The organism is Herbaspirillum huttiense (genome assembly GCF_047300815.1).
Lineage (GTDB): Bacteria > Pseudomonadota > Gammaproteobacteria > Burkholderiales > Burkholderiaceae_D > Herbaspirillum > Herbaspirillum huttiense_A.
In genome coordinates this window covers 3,618,685-3,641,316 of record NZ_CP178608.1, presented here as the reverse complement: position 1 = coordinate 3,641,316, position 22,632 = coordinate 3,618,685, and the positions used below count along the sequence as shown (strand labels likewise).

Genomic DNA, 22,632 nt, shown 5'->3' with positions numbered 1-22,632 from the left:
CGCCTGAAGAACGACGATGAAGAGACCGGCTCCGCATACCCGGAGCCGCAGCAGGCAGCCAGCAGTCGCCCACAGAGGCAGACCCTGCCCGACGCATCTCCCGCTTGACCCGTCATACCCCGTATTACAGTGTTACCCGTATTACCCGCAACGGCGGCCTCATGGCCGACAGCGCCCCCAACATGGTCCGGCGCACGCTGCGTTGAACACCTCATCCCCGCTGTTGCGGGGATTTGTCGTTTACGCGCTTGTTTCCTGAAAAGCCATGCCGTCTTGCCCGCCCAGGACACTTTCCTTTTAACAAAAATGACATCGCACGGTAGTGCGGCGCTGCTATATTTGTTGTCGGGAAAAGAAAATATGTTGCTGTTCGTGCAGGTTCCGCTTCATTGCTTCTTACAGGGGAGTTCGCCATGTTGTCTTCACTACGTGCCCGGCTGATCGTCATTTGCGTACTGATCGTGGCGGTGGCCATGATCGTTCTCAGTGGTGCCAACATCTACACCGTCCGCAGCGATACGCTGGAGGGCATCTCCACCCAGACCCGCCAGCTCACCGAAAGCTACGCCGCCAACATCACCGAGTGGGTGCGCAGCAAGCGCATCATCACCGGGGCCATGAAGCAGGCCTTGAAGCAGAGCGATGTCCTGCCCATCGTCGCGGCGGCCCAGGAGGCCGGTTCCTTCGACGACGCCTACATCGGCTATCCCGACAAGCGCATGCTGGCCCTGCACCCGATGCCGGCCGGCTACGATCCGACCGCGCGGCCCTGGTACAAGCAGGCCGTCGATGCCGGCAAGCCGGTGCTCACTGCCCCCTATGTGGATGCCACCACCGGCAAGCTGGTGGTGACCTTCGCCGAGCCGGTCAGCGACAAGGGGACCCTGCAGGCCGTGCTGGGCTCGGACGTGCAGCTCGACAACGTGGTGCGCACCGTGGCCGGCATCAAGCCTACGCCGTCCAGCTTCGCCTTCATCGTCGGCAAGGATGGCCTCATCATCACCCACCCCAACAAGGAACTGGCCTTGAAGCCGGTCTCGGCGCTGGACCAGAACCTCTCCGCCGCCTCGCTGGCGGGCATGAAGCAGGGCGGCAGTGCCACCATCGGCGGGATTTCCTATCTGCTCTTCACCCAACCCATCGACAACACCGACTGGTCGCTGGTAGTGGCGCTGGATTACCGCGAGGCCACGCATGCGATTGGTGCGCTCATGGCGCTGGCCGTCATCCTGGCCGTGGTGGCCATCGTCGCGGCGGCACTGCTGCTGAGCTACACCATCACGCGCCTGCTGCGCCGCCTGGGCGTGGTACGCAATGCCATGGAAGAAATCGCCTCAGGTGACGGCGACCTGACGCGCCGTCTCGATACCACCGGCAAGGATGAACTGGCGCAGATCTCGCGCGCTTTCAACCACTTCACCGACAAGATCTCGCGCACCTTGCTCGATATCCGGCGCGCCAGCGAGTCTGTGAAGGTTTCTTCCAGCGAAATCGCCAGCGGCAACATGGACCTGTCCGCCCGCACCGAGCAGCAGGCAGGTTCCTTGGAAGAGACCGCATCGGCGATGGAAGAACTCACCTCCACCGTGAAGCAAAACGCCGACAACGCCCGCCAGGCGAACCAGCTGGCGGTGTCGGCCTCGGATGTGGCGGTGCATGGCGGTACCGTGGTGGGCCAGGTGGTCAGCACCATGAGTTCCATCAACGAGTCCTCCCGCAAGATCGTCGACATCATCAGCGTCATCGATGGCATCGCCTTCCAGACCAATATCCTGGCCTTGAATGCCGCCGTGGAAGCGGCGCGTGCCGGTGAGCAGGGGCGCGGGTTTGCGGTGGTGGCATCCGAAGTGCGTTCCCTGGCGCAGCGCTCGGCCACGGCCGCCAAGGAGATCAAGCAGCTCATCGATGATTCGGTACAGAAGGTGGAAGCGGGCAGCCAGCTGGTGGCCCAGGCCGGTTCGACCATGGATGAAGTGGTCTCCAGCGTGCGCCGCGTAACCGATATCGTGGGTGAGATCAGTTCAGCCAGCCAGGAGCAAAGCGCAGGCATCACCGAAGTGGGCAATGCCGTGACCCTGATGGATGAGGCGACCCAGCAGAACGCGGCGCTGGTGGAGGAGGCGGCAGCCGCAGCCAAATCCCTGCAGGAACAGGCAGCTCACCTGGCCGCCGTGGTAGCGGGCTTCAAGCTGGATGAAAGCGGCGGGGCGGCCCCGGTCACGCCGCCGCCGGTCCATCGTCCTTCACCGCCGCCGGCTGCGGCAGCGCGTCCGGCACCGGCGAACATCACGCCCAAGCCGGCACCGCTGAAGGCCAAGCCCGCCAACAAGCCTGCGCTGCCGGCCGAACCGGCTGCGCCTGCCGCGCCCAAAGCCGCACCGAAAGCACCGCCCAAGAGCAGTGGCGGCGACGACTGGGAAGAGTTCTGAGCGAGGAAATGGAAGCGGGTCGCCTCAGGCCCGCTTCTTCAGCAGCTGCATGGGCGCAAACAATTGCTGCATGCCGCTGTGCTCGATGAAGCTGAGGTTGTAGGGATGCTCGGCCACCGCGCGCGGGAATTGCGCCACCAGCGGCAGGCCGCTCAGTTGCTCGGCGATCTTCCCCCACAGTACCAGGGTCGGCAGGGGTTTTCCCTGTGCCAGGCCATGCTCGGCCAGGGCGCGCAATACCGTTTCAAAGAAGGGCTTCCAGCCCTTGGCATCCTTGACCGGGGCGACGTGGCTGCGGAACACCAGGCTGGCATTGAGCAGCAGGAAGCCTTGCGCAGTGAGGTTGTCCTGCAGGTCGGCCAGGGTCTGGATGCTGCCTTCCACATCGGCCTGGGCCTGCGCCGCAATGCCGGCCAGCGCATCGCCACTGGTCTGGCCCGCCTGCAACGCGCCCTCGGCCACCAGCAGCATCTTCATGAAATTGCGCAGCGAGGTCGCCCGATTGACCTGCTTGGACAAGCCCTTTTCCGACCACAGCGAACCCACCGCACCATCCATGAAGCACACGCCGGTGGCACTGGCCGCGCGCGGGTAGGGGCCTTCGCCCACCAGCACGTAGCGCACCTGGTCCATGGGCTGCGTGAAGGCTGCGAACAGCCGGCCTTCGGTGGGCAGGTAATCGTCCTGCGCCAGAATGGAAAGATAAGCGGGATCGGCTTGCTGGATCGCCTCCAGGCCGGCGCGCAGGGCGGTATGCCAGGAGGGATGGGCGGTTTGGATCAGGTCCGACAGGGGGGCAGGGAGGGTGGAAACGGAAGACATGGAAAATGAAGGGGAGGCACGGCCGTATGAATGAAGTGGCGGCATTGTATACCGCCCGGCCGGCCTCCCCGCAGGATCAGGCTACTGCCGAATCGCTGCCCGATGCACCGAAGAGCTGCTGCTTGAGCAGCTGCAACTGGTCGCGTGCCGCGGCGGCCTTTTCGAACTCCAGGTTCTTGGCGTGTTCCTGCATCTGCTTCTCCAGGCGCTTGATCTCCTTGCTGATCTGCTTCTCGCTCATGGATTCGTAGTTGCGCTTCTCCTCGGCCACCATCATCTCGGTGCGCGCCTGGGCAGGGTTGAAGATGCCGTCGATCAGTTCGCGGATTTCCTTCTTGATGCCGGTCGGCACGATGCCATTGGCTGCATTGAAGGCCAGCTGCTTGGCCCGGCGGCGCTCGGTTTCGCCGATGGCCTTGTGCATGGAATCGGTCACCACGTCGCCATAGAGGATGGCCATGCCGTTGAGGTTGCGGGCTGCGCGGCCGATGGTCTGGATCAGGCTGCGCTCGGAACGCAGGAAGCCTTCCTTGTCCGCATCCAGGATCGCCACCAGCGAGACTTCGGGAATGTCCAGGCCCTCGCGCAGCAGGTTGATCCCGACCACCACATCGAAGGTGCCCAGGCGCAGGTCGCGGATGATTTCCACGCGTTCGACCGTATCGATGTCGCTGTGCAGGTAGCGCACCTTGATGCCGTTGTCGGAGAGGAATTCGGTCAGCTGCTCGGCCATGCGCTTGGTCAGCGTAGTCACCAGCACGCGCTCGTCCTTGGCGATGCGGTCGTTGATTTCCTGCATCAGGTCATCCACCTGCGTGGTGGCCGGACGCACGGCGATGACGGGGTCCACCAGACCGGTCGGGCGCACCACCTGTTCCACGACCTGGTCGGCGTGGGTGTTTTCATAGTCCGCGGGCGTGGCCGAGACGAAGATGGTCTGGCGCATCTTCTTCTCGAATTCGTCGAACTTCAGTGGCCGGTTGTCCAGCGCCGAGGGCAGACGGAAACCGTAGTCCACCAGGTTCACCTTGCGCGCGCGGTCGCCGTTGTACATGCCGTTCAACTGGCCGATCAGCACGTGCGATTCGTCCAGGAACATGACGGCGTCCTTGGGCAGGTAATCCACCAGCGTCGGCGGCGGGTCGCCCGGCTTGGCCCCGGACAGGTGGCGCGAGTAGTTTTCGATGCCCTTGGTGAAACCGATCTCGGTCATCATCTCGATGTCGAAGCGGGTGCGCTGTTCCAGCCGCTGTTCTTCGATGAGCTTGTTTTCCTTGCGGAAGAATTCCAGGCGCTCGGCCAGTTCTTCCTTGATGGTCTCGATGGCGCGCAGCACGGTCGAACGCGGCGTCACGTAGTGCGAACCGGGATAGATGGTGAAGCGCGGGATCTTCTGGCGCACCCGGCCGGTCAGCGGGTCGAACAGTTGCAGGCTGTCGATCTCGTCGTCGAAGGTCTCGATGCGCACGGCCAGCTCGGCGTGTTCGGCCGGGAAGACGTCGATGGTGTCGCCGCGCACGCGGAAGGTGCCGCGGCCGAAGTCCACTTCGTTGCGGGTGTACTGCATCTGGATCAGGCGGGCGATGACGTCGCGCTGCGAGACCTTGTCCTTGGCGCGCAGGGTCAGGATCATCTGGTGGTATTCGTTCGGGTTACCGATACCGTAGATGGCCGAGACGGTCGCCACGATCACCACGTCGCGCCGTTCCATCAGCGATTTGGTGCAGGACAGGCGCATCTGCTCGATGTGCTCGTTGATCGAGGAATCCTTCTCGATGAACAGATCGCGCTGGGGGACGTAGGCTTCCGGCTGGTAATAATCGTAGTAGCTGACAAAGTATTCCACCGCATTGTGCGGGAAGAATTCTCGGAATTCGCTGTAGAGCTGCGCCGCCAGCGTCTTGTTGGGAGCGAACACGATGGCCGGGCGGCCCAGGCGGGCAATCGTGTTGGCCATGGTGTAGGTCTTGCCCGAGCCGGTCACGCCCAGCAGGGTCTGGTAGAACAGGCCGTCGTTGACGCCTTCGACCAGCTTGTCGATGGCCGCCGGCTGGTCGCCCGCCGGGGGGAACACCTGGTAGAGCTTGAAGGGCGAGTCGGGGAAGGTGACGAACTTGCTCTCGTCCAGCTCGGTATTGATGGGGGTCAGTTCAGCCATGGTCTGGGTTGCCTTTGTCGCGCGGGTTCCGGTGTGCCGCCACGGTGCAGGAAGAACCGGCAACGCCCGCAAGCGGGGCATTGCACACAGGCAAGGTGGAGGCGTGAATATTCATCAAATGCTGCCGGGATGCTGAAGTTCAAGACACAATCTGCGCCTCTGCAGCCGGCAAAACCGGACGCAAAGCCGCGTCAGGAGCCAGCTCATCCACTGGGCCGGACGGCCTGGCGCGGGGTGGACGCAGATCGGGGTTATGTCGATAGAACATGGTGTCATGCAGATTCAGCAGGCAATTGGGCCTGTCTGTGTCTGTGATTGGCCATCCACATTTGTTAGAATGCAGTGTTGCAAAAAGGTGCACATCCGAATCTCTCCCTGTGCACCCATTTCCTTCTGCAGCGCTTTGTTGCAGCTAACTTTTCATGTTATCACGATGAACGCACCTGTCTCCGCCTCCCTGTTTTCCGCCATCGAAATGGCGCCGCGCGACCCCATCCTGGGCGTGACCGAAGCCTACAACGCCGACCAGAACCCGGCCAAGACCAATCTGGGCGTGGGCGTGTACTACGACGACAACGGCAAGGTCCCCCTGCTGGAATGCGTGAAGAAAGCCGAGGCGGAACTGGCAGCCAAGCTGGCCCCGCGTACCTACCTGCCCATCGACGGCCTGGCCACCTATGACCGCGCCGTGCAGGAGCTGGTCTTCGGCGCCGGCAGCGCCGTGGTGACCGAGAAGCGTGCGATCACCGTGCAAGCCCTGGGCGGCACCGGTGCCCTGAAGCTGGGTGCCGACTTCCTGAAGCACTTCTCGCCGGCCGGTACCGAAGTCTGGATCAGCGATCCGAGCTGGGAAAACCACCGCGCCCTGTTCGAGATGGCCGGCTTCAAGGTCAACGCCTATCCGTACTACGATCCGTCTACCCGTGGCGTGAACTTCGCCGGCATGCTGGACGCGTTGAAGGCCATGAGCGCCGGCTCGGTCGTGCTGCTGCACGCCTGCTGCCACAACCCGACCGGTGCCGACCTGACCGACGACCAGTGGACGCAAGTCATTGAAGTGGTGACCTCGCGCGGCCTGATCCCCTTCCTGGACATGGCTTACCAGGGCTTTGGCGACGGTATCGCCGAAGACGGCCAGGTGGTGCGCCGCTTCGCGGAAGCGGGCGGCCCGCTGTTCGTGTCGAACTCCTTCTCCAAGTCCTTCTCGCTGTATGGCGAACGCGTCGGCGCACTGTCGATCGCTGCGGCCAGCGCCGAGGAAGCAGCGCGCGTGCTGTCGCAACTGAAGCGCGTGGTGCGCACCAACTACTCCAACCCGCCGATCCACGGTGGCCAGGTGGTCGCGACCGCCCTGGCATCGCCCGAACTGCGCAAGCTGTGGGAAGACGAACTGGCCGAGATGCGCGTGCGCATCCGCGAAATGCGCCAGCTGCTGGTGGCCAAGCTGAAGGAAAAGGCCCCGGGCCATGACTTCGACTTCGTCATCAAGCAACGCGGCATGTTCTCCTACTCGGGCCTGACCAAGGCCCAGGTGGATCGCCTGCGCAACGAGTTCTCGATCTACGCCGTCGACACCGGCCGCATCTGCGTGGCCGCGCTCAACACCAAGAACATTGACGTGGTGGTCGACGCCATCGCCAAGGTACTGTAATTGGCAGGCGCGGCCCCGTCTTCGGAGGGGGCCGCGCAGGGCGCTTTCTCCTATGAAAAAATGCGCCTTTCCCTGAAAAAAGTTTTGACATGAAATAAAAATCGCGTCATAATCTTTTTCTCAGCTGTTCCCTGATAGCTCAGTCGGTAGAGCGACGGACTGTTAATCCGCAGGTCCCTGGTTCGAGTCCAGGTCGGGGAGCCAAAGAATGCGAAGGCCTCGCAAGCAATTGCGGGGCCTTTTCAATTAGTGTGAGGCTGGTGTTTTGGTCTCGTACGAAGGGCGGCAGGGCTATGCCGCCACGATGCAGAACGATGTAAAAAATTTTCGTTTTCCACTCTGGTCAATCTGAAAAAAATCGTTCATAATCGCGCCCTCAATTGATCCCTGATAGCTCAGTCGGTAGAGCGACGGACTGTTAATCCGCAGGTCCCTGGTTCGAGTCCAGGTCGGGGAGCCAGAATACAAAAGCCTCGCAAGTTTCTTGCGGGGCTTTTTTGTTTTTGGCTTCGTATCTTGTGATGCTCACGCACTGCGCTGGAAACGAGCACAGTTGAGCTGGTTTTTAGTTCACCAGATAAATGCTTCGCCTAGCGTGCCTTCATCTCGTAGCAGTCGCTACCGGCCTTTTCCGTTTCACTTCCTGTCAATTAAACGCTGCTAGAATCGGCATCCCCCGATCAGCCAGGACTTTCCCATGAGCGACCCCATTCGTCTGACCCAATACAGCCATGGCGCCGGTTGCGGCTGCAAGATTTCGCCGCAGGTGCTGGAAGTCATCCTGGCCGGCAGCGGTGCCCAGCATCTCGATCCCAAACTCTGGGTCGGCAATGCCTCGCGCGATGACGCCGCCGTCTATGCCATCGATGAAGAGCGCGGCGTGGTCTCAACCACCGATTTCTTCATGCCCATCGTCGATGATCCCTTCGACTTCGGCCGCATCGCCGCCACCAACGCCATCAGTGACATCTACGCCATGGGCGGCGATCCGCTCATGGCCATCGCCATCCTCGGCTGGCCGGTCAACGTGCTGCCGCCGGAAGTGGCGCGCGAAGTCGTGCGCGGTGGCCGCGCCGCCTGCGATGCGGCCGGCATCCCGCTGGCCGGAGGCCACTCCATCGACGCCCCGGAACCCATCTTCGGCCTGGCCGTGACCGGCGTTGTCGAGAGGCGCCACATGAAGCGCAACGACACCGCCAGCGCCGGCTGCCTGCTCTACCTCACCAAGCCGCTGGGCATCGGCATCCTCACCACTGCAGAAAAGAAGGGCAAGCTGCGCCCTGAAGATGTCGGCACGGCGCGCGACTGGATGTGCCAGCTCAACCAGCCCGGCAGCCGCTTCGGCAAGCTGGCGGGCGTGGCTGCGATGACCGATGTGACCGGCTTCGGCCTGCTGGGCCATCTGGTGGAAATGTGCGAAGGCAGCGGCGTGAGCGCACGCATCCAGCACGCGCTGGTGCCCAGCCTGCCGGGCGTGCCTTATTACCTGGCCGAAGGCTGTGTGCCGGGCGGCACCGGGCGCAATTTCGAGAGCTACGGCAGCAAGATCAGCCCGCTCAGCGAAGCCCAGAAGAACCTGCTGTGCGATCCCCAGACCAGCGGCGGATTGCTGGTGGCGGTGCGGCCCGAAGCCAATCCTGAATTCCTGGCCACTGCCGCTGCCCTCGGACTGGAACTGGCCCCCATCGGCGAACTGGTGGAACGACAGCGTTACGCGGTCGAGGTGCTCTGATGACCGACCTGCAGCCCAGCCGCGAACTGTTCCTCGCCGATACGCCCATGCTGGATGCACGGGCGCCGGTGGAGTTCGGCAAGGGCGCCTTTCCGACTGCGGTGAACCTGCCGCTGATGAATGACAGCGAGCGTCATCAGGTCGGCCTGCGCTATAAGGAGCAGGGCCAGCAGTCGGCCATCGAACTGGGTCATCAACTGGTCGGCGGAGCGGTGAAAGAAGAGCGGATTGCGGCGTGGGCGGCGTTCGCAACAGCGCATCCGGAAGGCTGCCTGTATTGCTTCCGCGGTGGCTTGCGCTCGCAGATCACCCAGCAGTGGTTGAAGAGTGAAGCCGGCATCGCCTATCCGCGCGTGGCCGGCGGCTACAAGGCGCTGCGCCATTTCCTGATGCAAGCCATCGACCAGGCCTTGGCCGAGTGTTCCTTCGTGGTGGTGGGCGGCATGACCGGCTGCGGCAAGACCGACGTGCTGCTGCAGCTCGACAACGCGCTGGACCTGGAAGCCTACGCCAACCATCGCGGCTCCAGCTTCGGCAAGCGCGCCAGCCCCCAGCCTGCGCCGATCGATTTCGAACACCGCCTTGCCATTGCCCTCATCAAGCTGCAGGCGCAGGGGCATCACTGGTTCGCGCTGGAAGACGAGAGCCGCCTGATTGGTGCCTGCGCCTTGCCGCTGGCCTTGCACGAGCGCATGCAGAGCCTGCCCATGGTGTGGCTGGAAGACAGCCGCGAAGGGCGCGTGGAGCGCATCCTGCGCGATTACGTCAGTGGTCTGTGCGAAGAATACGTGGCGCTGGATCCGCGCCACGGGTTTGAACGCTATCGCGCCCATTTGCTGGCCGCGCTAGGCAAGCTGGTCAAGCGCCTGGGTGATCAGCGCTACCGCCGCCTGCTGCAGATGATGGAAACGGCGCTGGCGCGCCAGGAGCAAGACGGCGTGGTCGACCTGCACCGCGCCTGGATCGATGCCCTGCTGGCGGAGTACTACGATCCCATCTATGCCTTCCAGCGGGAGTCCAAGCGCTCCCGCTTGCTGTTCGCAGGACAGCAGACCGAGGTGGTCGGCTTCCTGCGCCAGTATCGGCCCTGAATCAATTTACAGCAGCACCACCGCTACCAGCCCGCTGACCGCGCCGATGAGCATGGTCAGCAGGGTGACGGTCGTGAGCACGCGCGGCGTGAAGGATTTGCGCAGCATCAGCAGCGACGGCAGGCTGATGCTGGGCAAGGTCATCAGCAACGCCACGGCCGGCCCCACGCCCATGCCCAGCGTAAGCATGGATTGCACGATGGGGATCTCGGCGGCCGTCGGGATCACGAAGAGCGTACCCACCACCGCCAGCGCCACGATCCACAGCAGGCTGTTGCCCATGCTGGCATCGACCTGCGGGAACAGCCACACCCGGGCCGCACCCAGCGCCAGCACCACCACGATGTAGACCGGTGCCGTGGTCCAGAACAGCTGCCACAGCTTGCTGCCCCAGCGCACCAGGAAGTGGCGGCCATCGTCCATCGGTTCATATTCGGCGGCGGCCACTGCATCCAGGGCGGCCTGCGGCAGGGTCTCCGTCTGCGCCACACGTTGCGCGATCAGCGACACGCCCACTACCAGCAGCACGCCGGCCACCAGGCGCAGCGCGGCAAAATGCCAGCCCAGCACGAAGCCCATGAACACCAGCGTGGCCGGATTGAGCACCGGGTTGGCGATCCAGAAGGCCAGTGCGGCCCCGACCGACACCTGCTGACGGCGCATGCCCGCCACCACTGGCGCGGCGCAGCAGCTGCACATCATGCCGGGCAGGGCGAACAGGCCACCACGCAGGGTCGAGCCGAGGCCGGCGCGGCCAAACACCCGCAGCAGCCAGTCGCGCGGTACCAGCACCTGCACCAGCGAACCCAGCAGCACCCCCAGCACGGCGGCTTTCCAGATGGCCAGGAAGTAGACCGTGGCATATTCCAGCGCAGCCGACCACGGAGCGGCGGGCGCATTGGCCAGGATGGAGCCGCCAATGCTGTGCTTGTCGGCGGCCACGAAGGATTTGAGGTAGTAGGGCGACCACTTCACATAGTAGAGGCCGATGGCCGCCACCAGGATGAACAGCAGCGGCTTGAGCCAGGCAGAAGAGCCGCGTGAGGCGGAAGAAGAGAATGTCATCGGAAAGATCTTGTGGTATCGGAGTAGGAGAGTGCGCGCATCATACCTGCGGCGCGCCACTTCGTCAGTGCGCCAGAGGGACATGTCAGACAACCGTATCGCCCGGGAACCGGTCTGAAGTGCAGATTCCTTCATATTCACCGCTTGCGTCCGCTTCGCGTCCTGTTATACTGCGCTTGCTGTTGTATGACGTCTTATAACAATCACCTCAACACACAACAATACGCCAAGAGACACCTCCGGCAAGTCCCGACGCTCGTCCGCCCGCGTTCCTGCGGCGGTGCGCCGGGTCCAGGCCGGCGGCGCGGATGGCGAGAGACCTGGAGAATCCAATTGGCGCAAAGCAACACCCCCAGCGGGGCAGCGGCCGGCAAGCCGACCCATATCCGCTACCTGATCCTGTTCCTGCTGTTCGTCGTCACCACCGTCAACTACGCTGACCGCGCCACGCTTTCCATTGCCGGTTCGGCCATGAAGACCGAGCTGTCGCTGGACCCGGTCACCATGGGCTACATCTTCTCGGCCTTCAGCTGGGCCTACGTGCTGGCCCAGCTGCCGGGCGGCTGGCTGCTGGACCGCTTCGGTTCCAAGAAGATCTACATGTGGAGCATTGCCCTGTGGTCTTTCTTCACCTTCCTGCAAGCCGGTGTGACTTGGATGAGCACGGGCGCGGCCGTGATCGCGCTGTTCCTGCTGCGCTTCATGGTGGGTTTGGCCGAAGCGCCGTCCTTCCCGGCCAATGGCCGCATTGTCGCGGCCTGGTTCCCGACCAAGGAACGCGGCACCGCCTCGGCCATCTTCAATTCGGCACAGTATTTCGCGGCCGTGATCTTCACGCCGCTGATGGCCTGGATCGTGCACACCTACAGCTGGCATCACGTCTTCACCGTCATGGGCGTGGTCGGCATCCTGCTGGCCATGGTCTGGGGCAAGATCATCTACAGTCCCAAGGACCATCCGCGCATCAACCCGGCTGAACTGGAACACATCGAATCCGGCGGCGGCCTGGTCGACATGGACAACAAGAAGGTCGCAGCCCCCTCCACCAAGGGCAAAGGTTACATCCGCCAGCTGCTGTCCAACCGCATGCTGCTGGGCGTGTACATCGGCCAATACTGCATCAACGTGATCACTTACTTCTTCCTGACCTGGTTCCCGGTGTACCTGGTGCAGGAGCGCGGCATGTCCATTCTCAAGGCCGGTTTCGTGGCCTCGATCCCGGCGGTGTGCGGCTTCATCGGCGGCGTGGTCGGCGGCCTGATCTCGGACCGCCTGATCAAGAGCGGCATGTCGGTCACCTGGTCGCGCAAGATCCCCATCGTGGGCGGCATGCTGTTGTCGATGACCATGATCCTGTGCAATTACGTCGATGCGCAGTGGATGGTGGTGGGCATCATGGCGCTGGCTTTCTTCGGCAAGGGCGTGGGCGCGCTGGGCTGGGCGGTGGTGGCCGATACCGCGCCCAAGCAGATCGTGGGTCTCTCGGGTGGCCTCTTCAACATGTTCGGCAATGTGGCCGGCATCACGACCCCGATCGTGATCGGCTACATCGTCAAGGAAACCGGTTCCTTTGCCGGTGCGCTGGTCTTCGTGGGCATCAATGCACTGGTGACCGTGATCAGCTATCTTGTCATCGTCAAGGAAATCAAGCGCGTCGAACTCAAGGACGCCTGATCCGTTTTACGGGCGGCCGCTGTTGCAGTGGCCGCCCTTCATTTGAATTGCAGCATTCTGTCGCATGGGACTTAGCATGAGCACCGATACCGCCGCCAGCCAGGCATTCACACCGCGCTACATCATGATGAACGACACCGACAATGTCGCCATCGTCGTCAATGACGGCGGCCTGCCGGCCGGCACCGTTTTCCCCGACGGCCTGACCCTGGTCGACCGCGTGCCCCAGGGTCACAAGATCGCGCTGCGCGATCTCAAGCAGGGCGAGGCCATCGTCCGCTATGACGTGGCCATCGGCTACGCCGTGCGCGACATCCCCAAAGGTAGCTGGATCGAGGAATCGCTGGTGCAGATGCCCCCGGCGCGCGGTCTCGACGACCTGCCCATCGCCACCAAGAAACCGGCGCCGCAGCCGCCGCTGGAAGGCTACACCTTCGAGGGCTATCGCAACGCCGATGGCTCGGTGGGCACGCGCAACCTGCTGGCCATCACCACCACCGTGCAATGCGTGGCCGGTGTGGTGGAGCATGCGGTCAAGCGCATCCGCGCCGAGGTGCTGCCCAAGTATCCCCATGTGGAAGACGTGGTGGCGCTGGAGCATACCTATGGCTGCGGCGTGGCCATCGATGCGCCCAACGCCGGCATCCCCATCCGCACCCTGCGCAACATCAGCCTGAACCCCAACTTCGGCGGCCAGGCCATGGTGGTGAGCCTGGGCTGCGAAAAGCTGCAGCCCAACCGCCTGCTGCCGGAAAACATGATCCCTATCCACAAGGCCGGCGAACCCTATGTGGTCTGCCTGCAGGATGCGGAGCACGTCGGTTTCAACTCCATGATCGATTCCATCATGAAGATGGCCGAGGCGCGGCTGACCGAACTGAACAAGCGCCGCCGCGAAACCTGCCCGGCCTCGGACCTGGTGGTGGGCGTGCAGTGCGGCGGCAGCGACGCCTTTTCGGGTGTGACGGCCAACCCGGCAGTGGGCTTTGCGACCGACCTGCTGGTGCGCGCGGGCGCCTCGGTGATGTTCTCGGAAGTGACCGAGGTGCGCGACGGCATCGACCAACTGACCTCGCGCGCGGTCAACGAGGAAGTGGCCCAGGCCATGATCCGCGAGATGGACTGGTACGACAATTACTTGAAGCAAGGCGGCGTCGACCGCAGCGCCAACACCACCCCCGGCAACAAGAAGGGCGGCTTGGCCAACATCGTCGAGAAGGCCATGGGCTCCATCGTCAAGTCCGGCTCCAGCCCGATTTCGGGCGTGCTCGCGCCGGGCGACAAGCTGCAGCAGAAGGGCCTGATCTATGCGGCCACGCCCGCCTCGGACTTCATCTGCGGCACCTTGCAGCTGGCGGCCGGCATGAATCTTCATATCTTCACCACGGGCCGGGGTACGCCCTATGGCCTGGCGGCCGTGCCGGTCATCAAGGTCGCGACCCGCAATGATCTGGCGCGGCGCTGGCATGACCTGATGGATGTCAACGCCGGGCGTATCGCCAGCGGCGAGGCCACCATCGAGCAGGTCGGCTGGGAGCTGTTCCAGCTGATGCTGGACGTGGCCAGCGGCAAGAAGCGCACCTGGGCCGAACAGTGGAAGCTGCACAATGCACTGACCCTGTTCAATCCGGCGCCGGTGACCTGATCCTCCCTTGGGGCCCGCTTGCGGGTCCTTTTTTTTCCGTAGTCATGCCAACAACAAGATGATTCGCCAGGAGACAGCATGAGCAAGACCCTTTTTTCAACTTCTTCCCGCCTCGCCACCTTGATCGCCACTTCTGCCTTGAGCCTGGCCGCTGCGCATGCCAATGCGGCCACCGTCGCCTACGTTTCCAATGCCGACAGCCAGGACATCTACGTGCTCCAGCTCAATGGCGATGGCAGCGTCAACCTGATCGACAAGGTCGATACCGGCAGCACCGTGATGCCGCTGGCACTGAGCCCCGATCACAAATTCCTTTATGCCGCCCTGCGCGGCCAGCCGTATTCGGTGGTGAGCTATGCGATCGATCCCAAGAGCGGCAAGCTCAAGGCACTGTCCAAGGCGCCGCTGGCCGACAACATGGCCAACATCGCCACCGACCGCAGCGGGCGTTACCTGCTGGCTGCGTCCTATTCGGGCAACAAGATCTCGGTCAATGCCATCGGATTGGACGGTACCGTGCAGGCAGCGCCGCTGGCAGTGATCCCGACCGGCAAGAACGCGCATTCCGTGCAGGTCTCTCCTGACAATGCCTTCGTCTTTGCCAGCAACCTGGGCAGCGACGTGCTGCTGCAATATCGCTTCGACGCGGCCACCGGCTCGGTCACGCCCAACAGCCCGCCGTCGGTCGCCACCAAGGCCGGTGCCGGCCCGCGCCATTTCGTGTTCTCGCCGGACCAGCGTTTCGTCTATTCGACCAATGAGCTCGACGCCACCGTCAACACCTACGCCTATGACCGCCAGTCCGGCACCCTGACCCTGCTGGCCAGCGACTCGGCCTTGCCCGAAGGCTTCAAGACCAGCGAACCGCTGGCGGCCGCCGACCTGCACCTGACCCCGGATGGCCGTTTCCTCTATGCCACCGAGCGCAGCTCCAACACCCTCACCGGTTATCGCGTGGACCCGGCCAGCGGCAAGCTCACCCGCATCCTCAACATTCCCACCGAAACCCAGCCGCGCGGCTTCAACATCGATCCGCAGGGACGTTACCTGCTGGCCGTCGGCCAGAAGGCCGGGCTGACCAGCTATGCCATCGACCGTCACAGCGGCGCGCTTACCCCGGTCTTCCGCTACACGCTAGGACGCAATCCGAACTGGGTCGAGATCATCGACCTGCCCGGCATGCGCTGATCCCTGAAGGGTTTTGCTTCACCCTCAGAAACCTCAATATGTTGTTTTTCAGGCTTGCCGGATGTCATTCCGGCAAGCTTTTTCACATCTGGTCCTCGCCATATGAAGCTGGCTTGATCCAGGACAGCCAGCCGCGGGTGTTGCCGGTGCACAATGCAAAAGCCGACATTTGCTGACGACCCTAACCGGGAATTGGGGGAGTTTTGGTTGGTTTGCCGCCGATATGAAGCGTGACGCGCTGTTGTATCGTCTGTGCCATGTTGTTCATTTCACGTGTTGTATCAATATTAAGCGGAGAGAGGGAATGCGAAATCTGACGGTTCGCTTCAGCCTGATGAGCGCGCTTGCGCTGTTTTCATGCATGATCGTAGTGGGGGCTGGCGTGGGCATCTTTGCACTGGGCCGGGCCAACCAGTCCACCGAATATGTCCACGAGATCACCGAGCGCACCTTGCTGATCAATGACGCCTACAAGGACACCACCCGTACCCGGGCCGCCCATGGGCGCATCTATTCGACGCTCATGGAGAAGGGCGATGCGGCCGTCATCGAGTCCGCTTTCAAAAGCGCCCAGATGACCTATGAGCGCAGCCTCAAGTATCTGGACGATTACGCCAAGCTGCCCGACCTGGAAGGCCAGGATCCGGCTACCAAGACCGAACTGATCGAATCGGCCAAGGCCTTGAACGAGATCCTCAAAAAGGCGACCGACACCCTCAAGGCCGGCGATGCGCAGGGCTACTCCCAGCTCAACAACAATTTCATCAGTAAGGGGGGCGCGCGTTTTTCGACCGCCCTGGATGTCTACCAGAAGCGCGCCATGGAGCTCAACGACAAGGCCACGGCCCAGCGTCAGCGCGAATACAACCTGGTGGTGTGGCTGGTGGTGGCTGGCCTGATCGGCGCCATGTTCCTGGTGGTAGGTGTGCATTTCCTGCTGCGCAATATCGTGCTCACGCCCCTCAACCGTGCCGTGCATCTGCTGGACCTGGTGGCCAATGGCGATCTGAGCACCAAGGTCGAGGTCAAGAACAACAATGAAATCGGCCGCCTGTTCTCGGCCATCCGCAGCATGCAGCAGGGTTTGCTGACCACCGTCTCGCGCGTGCGCAGCAGTTCGGACAGCATCGACACCAGCGCCAAGGAAATCGCCGCCGGCAACATGGACCTGTCGTCGCGCACCGAGCAGCAGGCCAGCTCGCTGGAAGAAACCGCCGCCTCCATGGAAGAACTGACTGGCACCGTCAAACAGAATGCCGACAATGCCCTGCAGGCCAACCAGCTGGCGCATTCGGCCTCCTCCACCGCCAGCAAGGGCGGGGAGGTGGTGTCGCAGGTGGTCGATACCATGCAGGCCATCAATGAATCCTCGCGCAAGATCGTGGACATCATCAGCGTGATCGACGGCATCGCCTTCCAGACCAACATCCTGGCATTGAATGCCGCCGTGGAAGCCGCCCGTGCCGGTGAGCAGGGCCGCGGCTTTGCCGTGGTGGCGTCCGAAGTGCGCTCACTGGCCCAGCGGTCAGCGGCCGCTGCCAAGGAAATCAAGTCGCTCATCGATGCCTCGGTGGAGAAGGTCGAAGCCGGCAGCCAGCTGGTGGAGCAGGCCGGTGCCACCATGAGCGAAGTGGTCACCAGCGTGCAGCGCGTCACCGACATCGTCGGCGAGATCGCCGAAGCCAGCCGTGAGCAGAGCACCGGCATCGAGCAGGTCAACCGCGCCATCACCCAGATGGATGAAGTAACCCAGCAGAACGCCGCCCTGGTGGAGCAAGCGGCCGCTGCAGCCCAATCGCTGCAGGCCCAGGCGACCAACCTGGTCGGCGCGGTCAGCATCTTCAAGATCGATGCACATCAGGTGGCCAGCCCGGCGGCCAAGCCGCGTCCGGCACTGATGGCACCGCCGCCGGCCCCGGCTGCACCTGCTGCACCTGCCTTGAAGCCTGCGCCTGCCGCAGCAGCGGCACCGAAGGCCGCGCCCAAGCTACCGCCGGCCAAGGCCGCACCGCCTGCGCCGAGCAGCCGCATCAAGGACGATGCCCAGGATTGGGAAGAGTTCTGACAGTTGCTGCTTTGCTTCATGAAAACCTCCGTCGCTTCGGCCACGGAGGTTTTTTTTCGGCCGAGGTCTGCACTTTCTTTCATATCGCCCAAAAGGGAGGGGGCCGCAGTTTCCTGCGGCCCCCTCCCTCTTTTCCTGCCGATCAGATCAGACGGTCTTTACTGCGGACCCAGCTTCTTGATCAGTGCAGCCAGTTCTTCGTGCTCTTCCGGCGTGCAGTCGGTCAGGGGCGTGCGCACCGGGCCGGCATCGTGGCCGACGATCTTGGCACCGGCCTTGACAATGGAGACCGCATAACCTGCCTTGCGATTGCGGATGGCCAGGTAGGGCAGGAAGAAGTCATCGATCAGCTTGCCCACGGTGTCGTGGTCTTCCTTGGCGATGGCCTGGTAGAACTCGACGGCAGTCTTGGGAATGAAGTTGAAGACCGCCGAAGAGTACACCGGCACGCCCAGCGCCTTGTAGGCCGCAGCATAGACTTCCGCGGTCGGCAGGCCGCCCAGGTAGGTGAAACGGTCACCCAGCTTGCGGCGGATATGCACCATCGGTTCGATCTCGCCGATGCCGTCCTTGAAACCGATCAGGTTGGGGCAGCGGTCAGCCAGGCGTTGCAGGGTCTCGGCATTGAGCTTGCAGACCGCACGGTTGTAGATGATCACGCCGAAATTGACCGACTTGCAGACCGCTTCGACGTGGGCGGCGATGCCGTCCTGGCTGGCTTCGGTCAGGTAGTGGGGCATCAGCAGGATGCCGTGGGCACCCAGGCGCTCAGCTTCCTGGGCGTAGGCGATGGCCGCGCGGGTGGAGCCGCCGGCACCGGCGATGATGGGCACCTTGCCACGGCAGGTGTCGACGGCGGTGCGGATGATGTCCGAATATTCACCTGGAACCAGCGAGAAGAACTCGCCCGTGCCACCAGCGGCAAACAGCGCGCTCGCGCCATAGGGCGCCAGCCATTCCAGACGTTCGATGTAGGTCTTGGGGCGGAAGTCGCCCTGCTCGTCGAAGTCCGTCAGCGGGAACGACAGCAGGCCGGAAGAGAGGATCTGTTTGAGGTCTTGGGGTGTGTACTGGGACATGGTTTCGCTCGACGCCGTTAGGAATGGGTTGGAAAACGAGGCAAATGGAATGAATGTTGTCTCTGATCTTCTTTTATCCAATTAGGATATCAGTCATCGTACAACATAAGATTTCATAAAGCCAGCAATTTGTTCTGATGGTTTGCGCAGGGGGGCGGGGAAGAATTCCGGGTCGACGGGATCGCCGGTGATGGCGTGCTTGCAGAAGAGGAGGGCAACAGAAGCGGCCGATCCGCGCAGCACGGAACGGCCGGACTTGCGAGCGATCAGGCGTTGCCGGCCGTGCCCGATTCAGCTTCCTGCTGCGCGCGGCGCAGGCGTTCGCGGCTGTTGGTGAGGTGATTGCGCATGGCCGCGCGCGCCGCTTCGGTATCGCCGCGCGCGATCGCTTCATAGATGTCTTCGTGCTCGCGCTGCACCCGCTCCAGATAGCTGGCCTGCTGGTCATGCGCCAGCTCGGCGGTATTGATGCGCTTGCGCGGGATCACGCCCATGCCGAGATGGCTGATGATCTCGATGAAATAACGGTTGCCGGTGGCATTGGCGATGGCGAAGTGGAAACGGAAGTCCGGGCCCACGGTGTCGCCGCCGCTTTTCTGGTTGGCGTGGAACAGGTCCAGCGCCTCGCGGATCTCCTGCAGCTGGGCATCGCTGCGGCGCGATGCGGCCAGGCCGGCCGTTTCGGTCTCCAGGCTGATGCGCAGTTCCAGCAGCGCCAGCAGGTCGCGCATGGTGGTGATGGTGGCCGGGTCGATGTTGATGTTGGAACCCTTCTTCACCTCCAGCACGAAGGTACCGATGCCGTGCCGCGTTTCCACCAGTCCGGCCGCCTGCAGGCGCGAGATGGCTTCGCGCACCACGGTGCGCGAGACGCCCTGGGTCTGCATGATCTCGGACTCGGTGGGCAGCTTGTCGCCCGGCTTGAGGCTGCCGTTGCCGATCATTGCGGTCAGCGCCGCCACCACTTCCTGCGACAGGCTCTGAGGCTTGCGGCGCGGGCGCAGCAGCGGGTTGGGGGTATCGCTTACATCCATATCGTTTTATTTCTCGGGAGCGCTGGCAGACCGGATTGTGAATGGTTGTGATCGGTCCGCATCAGGCGGGGTGAACATAGTCGCGCCATCTTACCAGATCGATAAGCCGCCACGACGCCAGGACCAGCCGTAGCCGTGAGAGTAGCGCACTTTGCGCAAGAGGTCAGACAAGTTTCAGGTGAATTTGACGACGGCTTGCGCCAGGCCGGGTTTTGGTCGATATGAAGGAAAAGGCAGGGTACCTGACAGAATTACTCGGGTTTGCTATACTTGACTCAAATATTCGGGAATTCAGGGTAACCGGCCCGGCCGGTGCATTTGTTTCTGGAGCGAACTTCATGCGTCTTACCACCAAAGGCCGTTTTGCCGTGACTGCGATGATTGACCTGGCGTTGCGCCAGGGCAAGGGCCCCGTCACGCTGTCGGCCATCAGCGAGCGCCAGGAAATTTCTTTATCATATCTGGAGCAGTTGTTCGGCAAGTTGCGGCGTCACCAGATCGTCGAGTCCGTGAGGGGGCCCGGCGGTGGTTACAATCTCGCCCGCAAGGCGGCCGACGTGTCGGTCGCCGACATCATCATCGCGGTGGACGAACCCCTGGATGCAACCCAGTGCGGTGGCAAGGAAAATTGCCACAGCGCGGCGCATCCGGGCGGCGCACGCTGCATGACGCATGAGCTGTGGTCCACCCTGAACGAAAAGATGGTCGAGTACCTGGATTCGGTATCTCTCCAGGATCTGGTGGACCAGCAAAAAGAACCCAAGGCGGCCGAACACCGTGCCGCCGAATCGCAAAGCGTGGTGGTGATGCACCGCCCGCAAGCCGCAGCCTGATTTGGAGCAAGGACCTTATGAACGCACCCCTGGAAAAAAGCCTGCTGGAGACCATCAAGGCTCCGCACTTCCCGATCTACATGGACTACTCGGCGACCACCCCGGTCGATCCGCGCGTGGCCGACAAGATGATCCCCTACCTGCGCGAGCAGTTCGGCAACCCCGCTTCGCGCAGCCACATGTACGGCTGGACCGCTGAAAAGGCCGTGGAAGAGGCGCGTGAAGAAGTGGCCAAGCTGGTCAACGCGGATTCGCGCGAGATCATCTGGACCTCCGGCGCCACCGAGAGCAACAACCTGGCCATCAAGGGTGCGGCGCAGTTCTACAAGTCCAAGGGCAAGCACATCATCACCGTCAAGACCGAGCACAAGGCGGTGCTGGATACCTTCCGCGAGCTGGAACGCGTGGGCTTCGAAGCCACCTACCTGCAGCCCCAGGACAATGGCCTGGTCACCGTCGAGCAGATCGCTGCCGCCGTGCGTCCGGATACCATTCTGGTGTCGGTCATGCTGGTGAACAATGAAATCGGCGTGATCCAGCCGGTGCCGGAAATCGGCGAGTTCTGCCGCTCCAAGGGCATCATCTTCCACAGCGACGCTGCCCAGGCCACCGGCAAGGTCAAGATCGACCTGGAAAACTGGAAGGTCGACCTGATGAGCTTCTCGGCTCACAAGAGCTACGGCCCCAAGGGTATCGGTGCGCTGTATGTGCGCCGCAAGCCGCGCGTGCGCATCGAAGCGCAGATGCACGGCGGTGGCCACGAGCGCGGCCTGCGTTCGGGCACCCTGGCTACGCACCAGATCGTGGGCATGGGCGAAGCGTTCCGCCTGGCGCGTGAAGAAATGGACAGCGAACTGGCGCACATCCGCGCCCTGCGCGACCGCCTGGCCAAGGGCCTGCAAGAGATTGAAGAGACCTACATCAACGGCGACATGGATCACCGCGTGCCGCACAACCTGAACGTGAGCTTCAACTACGTGGAAGGTGAATCGCTGATCATGGCCATCAAGGACATCGCCGTTTCGTCCGGTTCGGCCTGCACCTCGGCCAGCCTGGAGCCGTCTTATGTGCTGCGCGCCCTGGGTCGCAGCGACGAACTGGCGCACAGCTCGATCCGCTTCACCATCGGCCGCTTCACCACCGAAGAAGACATCGATTTCACCATCGAGCTGATCAAGAGCAAGGTCGGCAAGCTGCGCGAGCTGTCCCCGCTGTGGGACATGTACAAGGACGGCGTGGACCTGTCCACCATCCAGTGGGCGGCCCACTAAACCAGGATTCTGCCAGCCATCGCCAGCAGCCGTAGCAGGGCAGGGGCGATGGCCGAAACCATCATCTAGGGAGCAAAGAACATGTCTTATTCCGAAAAAGTACTCGACCACTATGAAAACCCCCGCAACGTCGGCGCCTTCGAAAAGGGCGATGACAGCGTGGGCACCGGCATGGTCGGCGCACCGGCCTGCGGCGACGTGATGAAGCTGCAGATCAAGGTCGGCGCTGACGGCGTCATCCAGGATGCCAAGTTCAAGACCTACGGTTGCGGTTCGGCCATCGCTTCGTCCTCGCTGGTGACCGAATGGGTCAAGGGCAAGACCCTGGACGAAGCCCTGTCCATCAAGAACACCCAGATCGCCGAAGAACTGGCCCTGCCGCCGGTGAAGATCCACTGCTCCATCCTGGCCGAAGACGCCATCAAGGCCGCCGTGCAGGACTACAAGGCCAAGCACGGCGAACAGCAGCAAGCCGCCTGAGCGGCTTGACGGGCAGGACAGCAAGGCCGTTTTCGATTTCGTAAGGCAAGCATCATGGCAATCACGTTGACAGAGAAGGCAGCAAAACACATCAGCCGCTACATGGAGCGCCGTGGCAAGGGCATCGGCCTGCGCCTGGGTGTGCGCACCACCGGCTGCTCCGGCCTGGCCTACAAGCTGGAGTATGTGGATGAACAATCGTCCGAAGACACCGTCTTCGAGTCGCATGGCGTGCGCGTCTTCGTCGATCCCAAGAGCTTGCCCTACATCGATGGCACCGAGCTGGACTTCGCCCGGGAAGGACTGAACGAAGGATTCAAGTTCCAGAATCCCAACGTCAAGGATGAGTGCGGCTGCGGCGAAAGCTTCCGCATCTGACCTGCATTTTCACGTTCTTGTCGATGCCGTCGCACCC

General features: G+C 62.8%; 17 protein-coding genes and 2 tRNA genes. 14 read left to right on the top strand and 5 right to left on the bottom strand.

What is annotated here, in order from left to right; genetic code table 11:
- Positions 1 to 413: 413 nt before the first annotated feature.
- Entirely contained in the window at positions 414 to 2,429 is a 2,016-nt protein-coding gene (locus tag ACLRDN_RS16700) for a methyl-accepting chemotaxis protein (protein ID WP_413457192.1), read from the top strand.
- A 24-nt stretch (positions 2,430 to 2,453) separates the two neighbouring features.
- On the opposite strand, the gene ACLRDN_RS16695 is transcribed toward ACLRDN_RS16700, so the two are convergent.
- Both ACLRDN_RS16695 and uvrB read right to left on the bottom strand, forming a co-directional pair.
- The gene (locus ACLRDN_RS16695; protein WP_413457191.1) at positions 2,454 to 3,251 is read right to left on the bottom strand and encodes a uracil-DNA glycosylase; all 798 of its coding nucleotides are present in this window, start codon (positions 3,249 to 3,251) and stop codon (positions 2,454 to 2,456) included.
- Positions 3,252 to 3,327: 76 nt separating this feature from the next.
- Positions 3,328 to 5,409, bottom strand: a complete 2,082-nt coding sequence (gene uvrB, locus ACLRDN_RS16690) for an excinuclease ABC subunit UvrB (RefSeq protein ID WP_209583728.1) — start codon at positions 5,407 to 5,409, stop codon at positions 3,328 to 3,330.
- A 433-nt stretch (positions 5,410 to 5,842) separates the two neighbouring features.
- Between uvrB and ACLRDN_RS16685 the strand changes: the two genes are divergently transcribed.
- The 5 genes from ACLRDN_RS16685 (at position 5,843) to mnmH (ending at position 9,883) form a co-directional block, all read left to right on the top strand.
- The gene (locus ACLRDN_RS16685; RefSeq protein WP_288067321.1) at positions 5,843 to 7,060 is read left to right on the top strand and encodes an aromatic amino acid transaminase; all 1,218 of its coding nucleotides are present in this window, start codon (positions 5,843 to 5,845) and stop codon (positions 7,058 to 7,060) included.
- Between the two features lie 128 nt (positions 7,061 to 7,188).
- Positions 7,189 to 7,264, top strand: a tRNA-Asn gene (locus tag ACLRDN_RS16680).
- 180 nt (positions 7,265 to 7,444) lie between these two features.
- Positions 7,445 to 7,520 (top strand) — tRNA-Asn (locus tag ACLRDN_RS16675).
- Positions 7,521 to 7,757: 237 nt separating this feature from the next.
- The gene (gene selD, locus ACLRDN_RS16670) at positions 7,758 to 8,792 is read left to right on the top strand and encodes a selenide, water dikinase SelD (protein WP_413457190.1); all 1,035 of its coding nucleotides are present in this window, start codon (positions 7,758 to 7,760) and stop codon (positions 8,790 to 8,792) included.
- Positions 8,792 to 9,883 (top strand): tRNA 2-selenouridine(34) synthase MnmH, encoded by a 1,092-nt coding sequence (mnmH, locus tag ACLRDN_RS16665; RefSeq protein ID WP_413457189.1) that lies wholly within the window; start codon positions 8,792 to 8,794, stop codon positions 9,881 to 9,883. The genes selD and mnmH overlap by 1 nt, the downstream gene beginning before the upstream one ends.
- Before the next feature lie 6 nt (positions 9,884 to 9,889).
- Here mnmH and ACLRDN_RS16660 read toward each other — a convergent pair whose 3' ends face one another.
- Complete coding sequence (locus ACLRDN_RS16660) at positions 9,890 to 10,948, bottom strand: permease (protein WP_413457188.1); 1,059 nt, start codon at positions 10,946 to 10,948, stop codon at positions 9,890 to 9,892.
- 333 nt (positions 10,949 to 11,281) lie between these two features.
- Here ACLRDN_RS16660 and ACLRDN_RS16655 point away from each other — a divergent pair, with 333 nt between their 5' ends.
- From ACLRDN_RS16655 to ACLRDN_RS16640, 4 genes are all read left to right on the top strand, one after another.
- Positions 11,282 to 12,622: an MFS transporter gene (locus tag ACLRDN_RS16655; protein ID WP_413457187.1), complete on the top strand. Its 1,341-nt coding sequence runs from the start codon at positions 11,282 to 11,284 to the stop codon at positions 12,620 to 12,622.
- Between the two features lie 76 nt (positions 12,623 to 12,698).
- Positions 12,699 to 14,267 carry a galactarate dehydratase gene (gene garD / locus ACLRDN_RS16650; protein ID WP_413457186.1) on the top strand — a complete coding sequence of 523 codons (1,569 nt, stop codon included), beginning with the start codon at positions 12,699 to 12,701 and terminating at the stop codon, positions 14,265 to 14,267.
- A gap of 78 nt (positions 14,268 to 14,345) precedes the next feature.
- Positions 14,346 to 15,455, top strand: coding sequence for a lactonase family protein (locus ACLRDN_RS16645; RefSeq protein ID WP_413457185.1), 1,110 nt, complete (start codon positions 14,346 to 14,348; stop codon positions 15,453 to 15,455).
- A gap of 304 nt (positions 15,456 to 15,759) precedes the next feature.
- On the top strand, positions 15,760 to 17,520 hold the full coding sequence (locus tag ACLRDN_RS16640) for a methyl-accepting chemotaxis protein (protein ID WP_413457184.1): 1,761 nt from the start codon (positions 15,760 to 15,762) through the stop codon (positions 17,518 to 17,520).
- 158 nt (positions 17,521 to 17,678) lie between these two features.
- On the opposite strand, the gene kdgD is transcribed toward ACLRDN_RS16640, so the two are convergent.
- Positions 17,679 to 18,599, bottom strand: a complete 921-nt coding sequence (kdgD, locus tag ACLRDN_RS16635; protein ID WP_088757000.1) for a 5-dehydro-4-deoxyglucarate dehydratase — start codon at positions 18,597 to 18,599, stop codon at positions 17,679 to 17,681.
- Between the two features lie 266 nt (positions 18,600 to 18,865).
- The gene (locus tag ACLRDN_RS16630; protein ID WP_413457183.1) at positions 18,866 to 19,633 is read right to left on the bottom strand and encodes a FadR/GntR family transcriptional regulator; all 768 of its coding nucleotides are present in this window, start codon (positions 19,631 to 19,633) and stop codon (positions 18,866 to 18,868) included.
- A 338-nt stretch (positions 19,634 to 19,971) separates the two neighbouring features.
- Here ACLRDN_RS16630 and iscR point away from each other — a divergent pair, with 338 nt between their 5' ends.
- The 4 genes from iscR (at position 19,972) to iscA (ending at position 22,595) form a co-directional block, all read left to right on the top strand.
- Positions 19,972 to 20,466, top strand: a complete 495-nt coding sequence (gene iscR / locus ACLRDN_RS16625; protein WP_413457182.1) for a Fe-S cluster assembly transcriptional regulator IscR — start codon at positions 19,972 to 19,974, stop codon at positions 20,464 to 20,466.
- 17 nt (positions 20,467 to 20,483) lie between these two features.
- Positions 20,484 to 21,737 carry an IscS subfamily cysteine desulfurase gene (locus tag ACLRDN_RS16620; protein ID WP_039784865.1) on the top strand — a complete coding sequence of 418 codons (1,254 nt, stop codon included), beginning with the start codon at positions 20,484 to 20,486 and terminating at the stop codon, positions 21,735 to 21,737.
- 81 nt (positions 21,738 to 21,818) lie between these two features.
- Entirely contained in the window at positions 21,819 to 22,217 is a 399-nt protein-coding gene (iscU, locus tag ACLRDN_RS16615) for a Fe-S cluster assembly scaffold IscU (RefSeq protein WP_413457181.1), read from the top strand.
- A 54-nt stretch (positions 22,218 to 22,271) separates the two neighbouring features.
- Positions 22,272 to 22,595, top strand: a complete 324-nt coding sequence (gene iscA, locus ACLRDN_RS16610; protein WP_006712826.1) for an iron-sulfur cluster assembly protein IscA — start codon at positions 22,272 to 22,274, stop codon at positions 22,593 to 22,595.
- The last annotated feature ends 37 nt before the right edge of the window (positions 22,596 to 22,632 follow it).

What these genes read in the sequence shown, in the direction of transcription:
- ACLRDN_RS16700 (WP_413457192.1), top strand. Translation starts at nt 414, where the DNA reads ATGTTGTCTTCACTACGTGCCCGGCTGATCGTCATTTGCGTACTGATC.
- ACLRDN_RS16695 (WP_413457191.1), bottom strand. Translation starts at nt 3,251, where the DNA reads ATGTCTTCCGTTTCCACCCTCCCTGCCCCCCTGTCGGACCTGATCCAA.
- uvrB (WP_209583728.1), bottom strand. Translation starts at nt 5,409, where the DNA reads ATGGCTGAACTGACCCCCATCAATACCGAGCTGGACGAGAGCAAGTTC.
- ACLRDN_RS16685 (WP_288067321.1), top strand. Translation starts at nt 5,843, where the DNA reads ATGAACGCACCTGTCTCCGCCTCCCTGTTTTCCGCCATCGAAATGGCG.
- selD (WP_413457190.1), top strand. Translation starts at nt 7,758, where the DNA reads ATGAGCGACCCCATTCGTCTGACCCAATACAGCCATGGCGCCGGTTGC.
- mnmH (WP_413457189.1), top strand. Translation starts at nt 8,792, where the DNA reads ATGACCGACCTGCAGCCCAGCCGCGAACTGTTCCTCGCCGATACGCCC.
- ACLRDN_RS16660 (WP_413457188.1), bottom strand. Translation starts at nt 10,948, where the DNA reads ATGACATTCTCTTCTTCCGCCTCACGCGGCTCTTCTGCCTGGCTCAAG.
- garD (WP_413457186.1), top strand. Translation starts at nt 12,699, where the DNA reads ATGAGCACCGATACCGCCGCCAGCCAGGCATTCACACCGCGCTACATC.
- ACLRDN_RS16645 (WP_413457185.1), top strand. Translation starts at nt 14,346, where the DNA reads ATGAGCAAGACCCTTTTTTCAACTTCTTCCCGCCTCGCCACCTTGATC.
- ACLRDN_RS16640 (WP_413457184.1), top strand. Translation starts at nt 15,760, where the DNA reads ATGCGAAATCTGACGGTTCGCTTCAGCCTGATGAGCGCGCTTGCGCTG.
- kdgD (WP_088757000.1), bottom strand. Translation starts at nt 18,599, where the DNA reads ATGTCCCAGTACACACCCCAAGACCTCAAACAGATCCTCTCTTCCGGC.
- ACLRDN_RS16630 (WP_413457183.1), bottom strand. Translation starts at nt 19,633, where the DNA reads ATGGATGTAAGCGATACCCCCAACCCGCTGCTGCGCCCGCGCCGCAAG.
- iscR (WP_413457182.1), top strand. Translation starts at nt 19,972, where the DNA reads ATGCGTCTTACCACCAAAGGCCGTTTTGCCGTGACTGCGATGATTGAC.
- ACLRDN_RS16620 (WP_039784865.1), top strand. Translation starts at nt 20,484, where the DNA reads ATGAACGCACCCCTGGAAAAAAGCCTGCTGGAGACCATCAAGGCTCCG.
- iscU (WP_413457181.1), top strand. Translation starts at nt 21,819, where the DNA reads ATGTCTTATTCCGAAAAAGTACTCGACCACTATGAAAACCCCCGCAAC.
- iscA (WP_006712826.1), top strand. Translation starts at nt 22,272, where the DNA reads ATGGCAATCACGTTGACAGAGAAGGCAGCAAAACACATCAGCCGCTAC.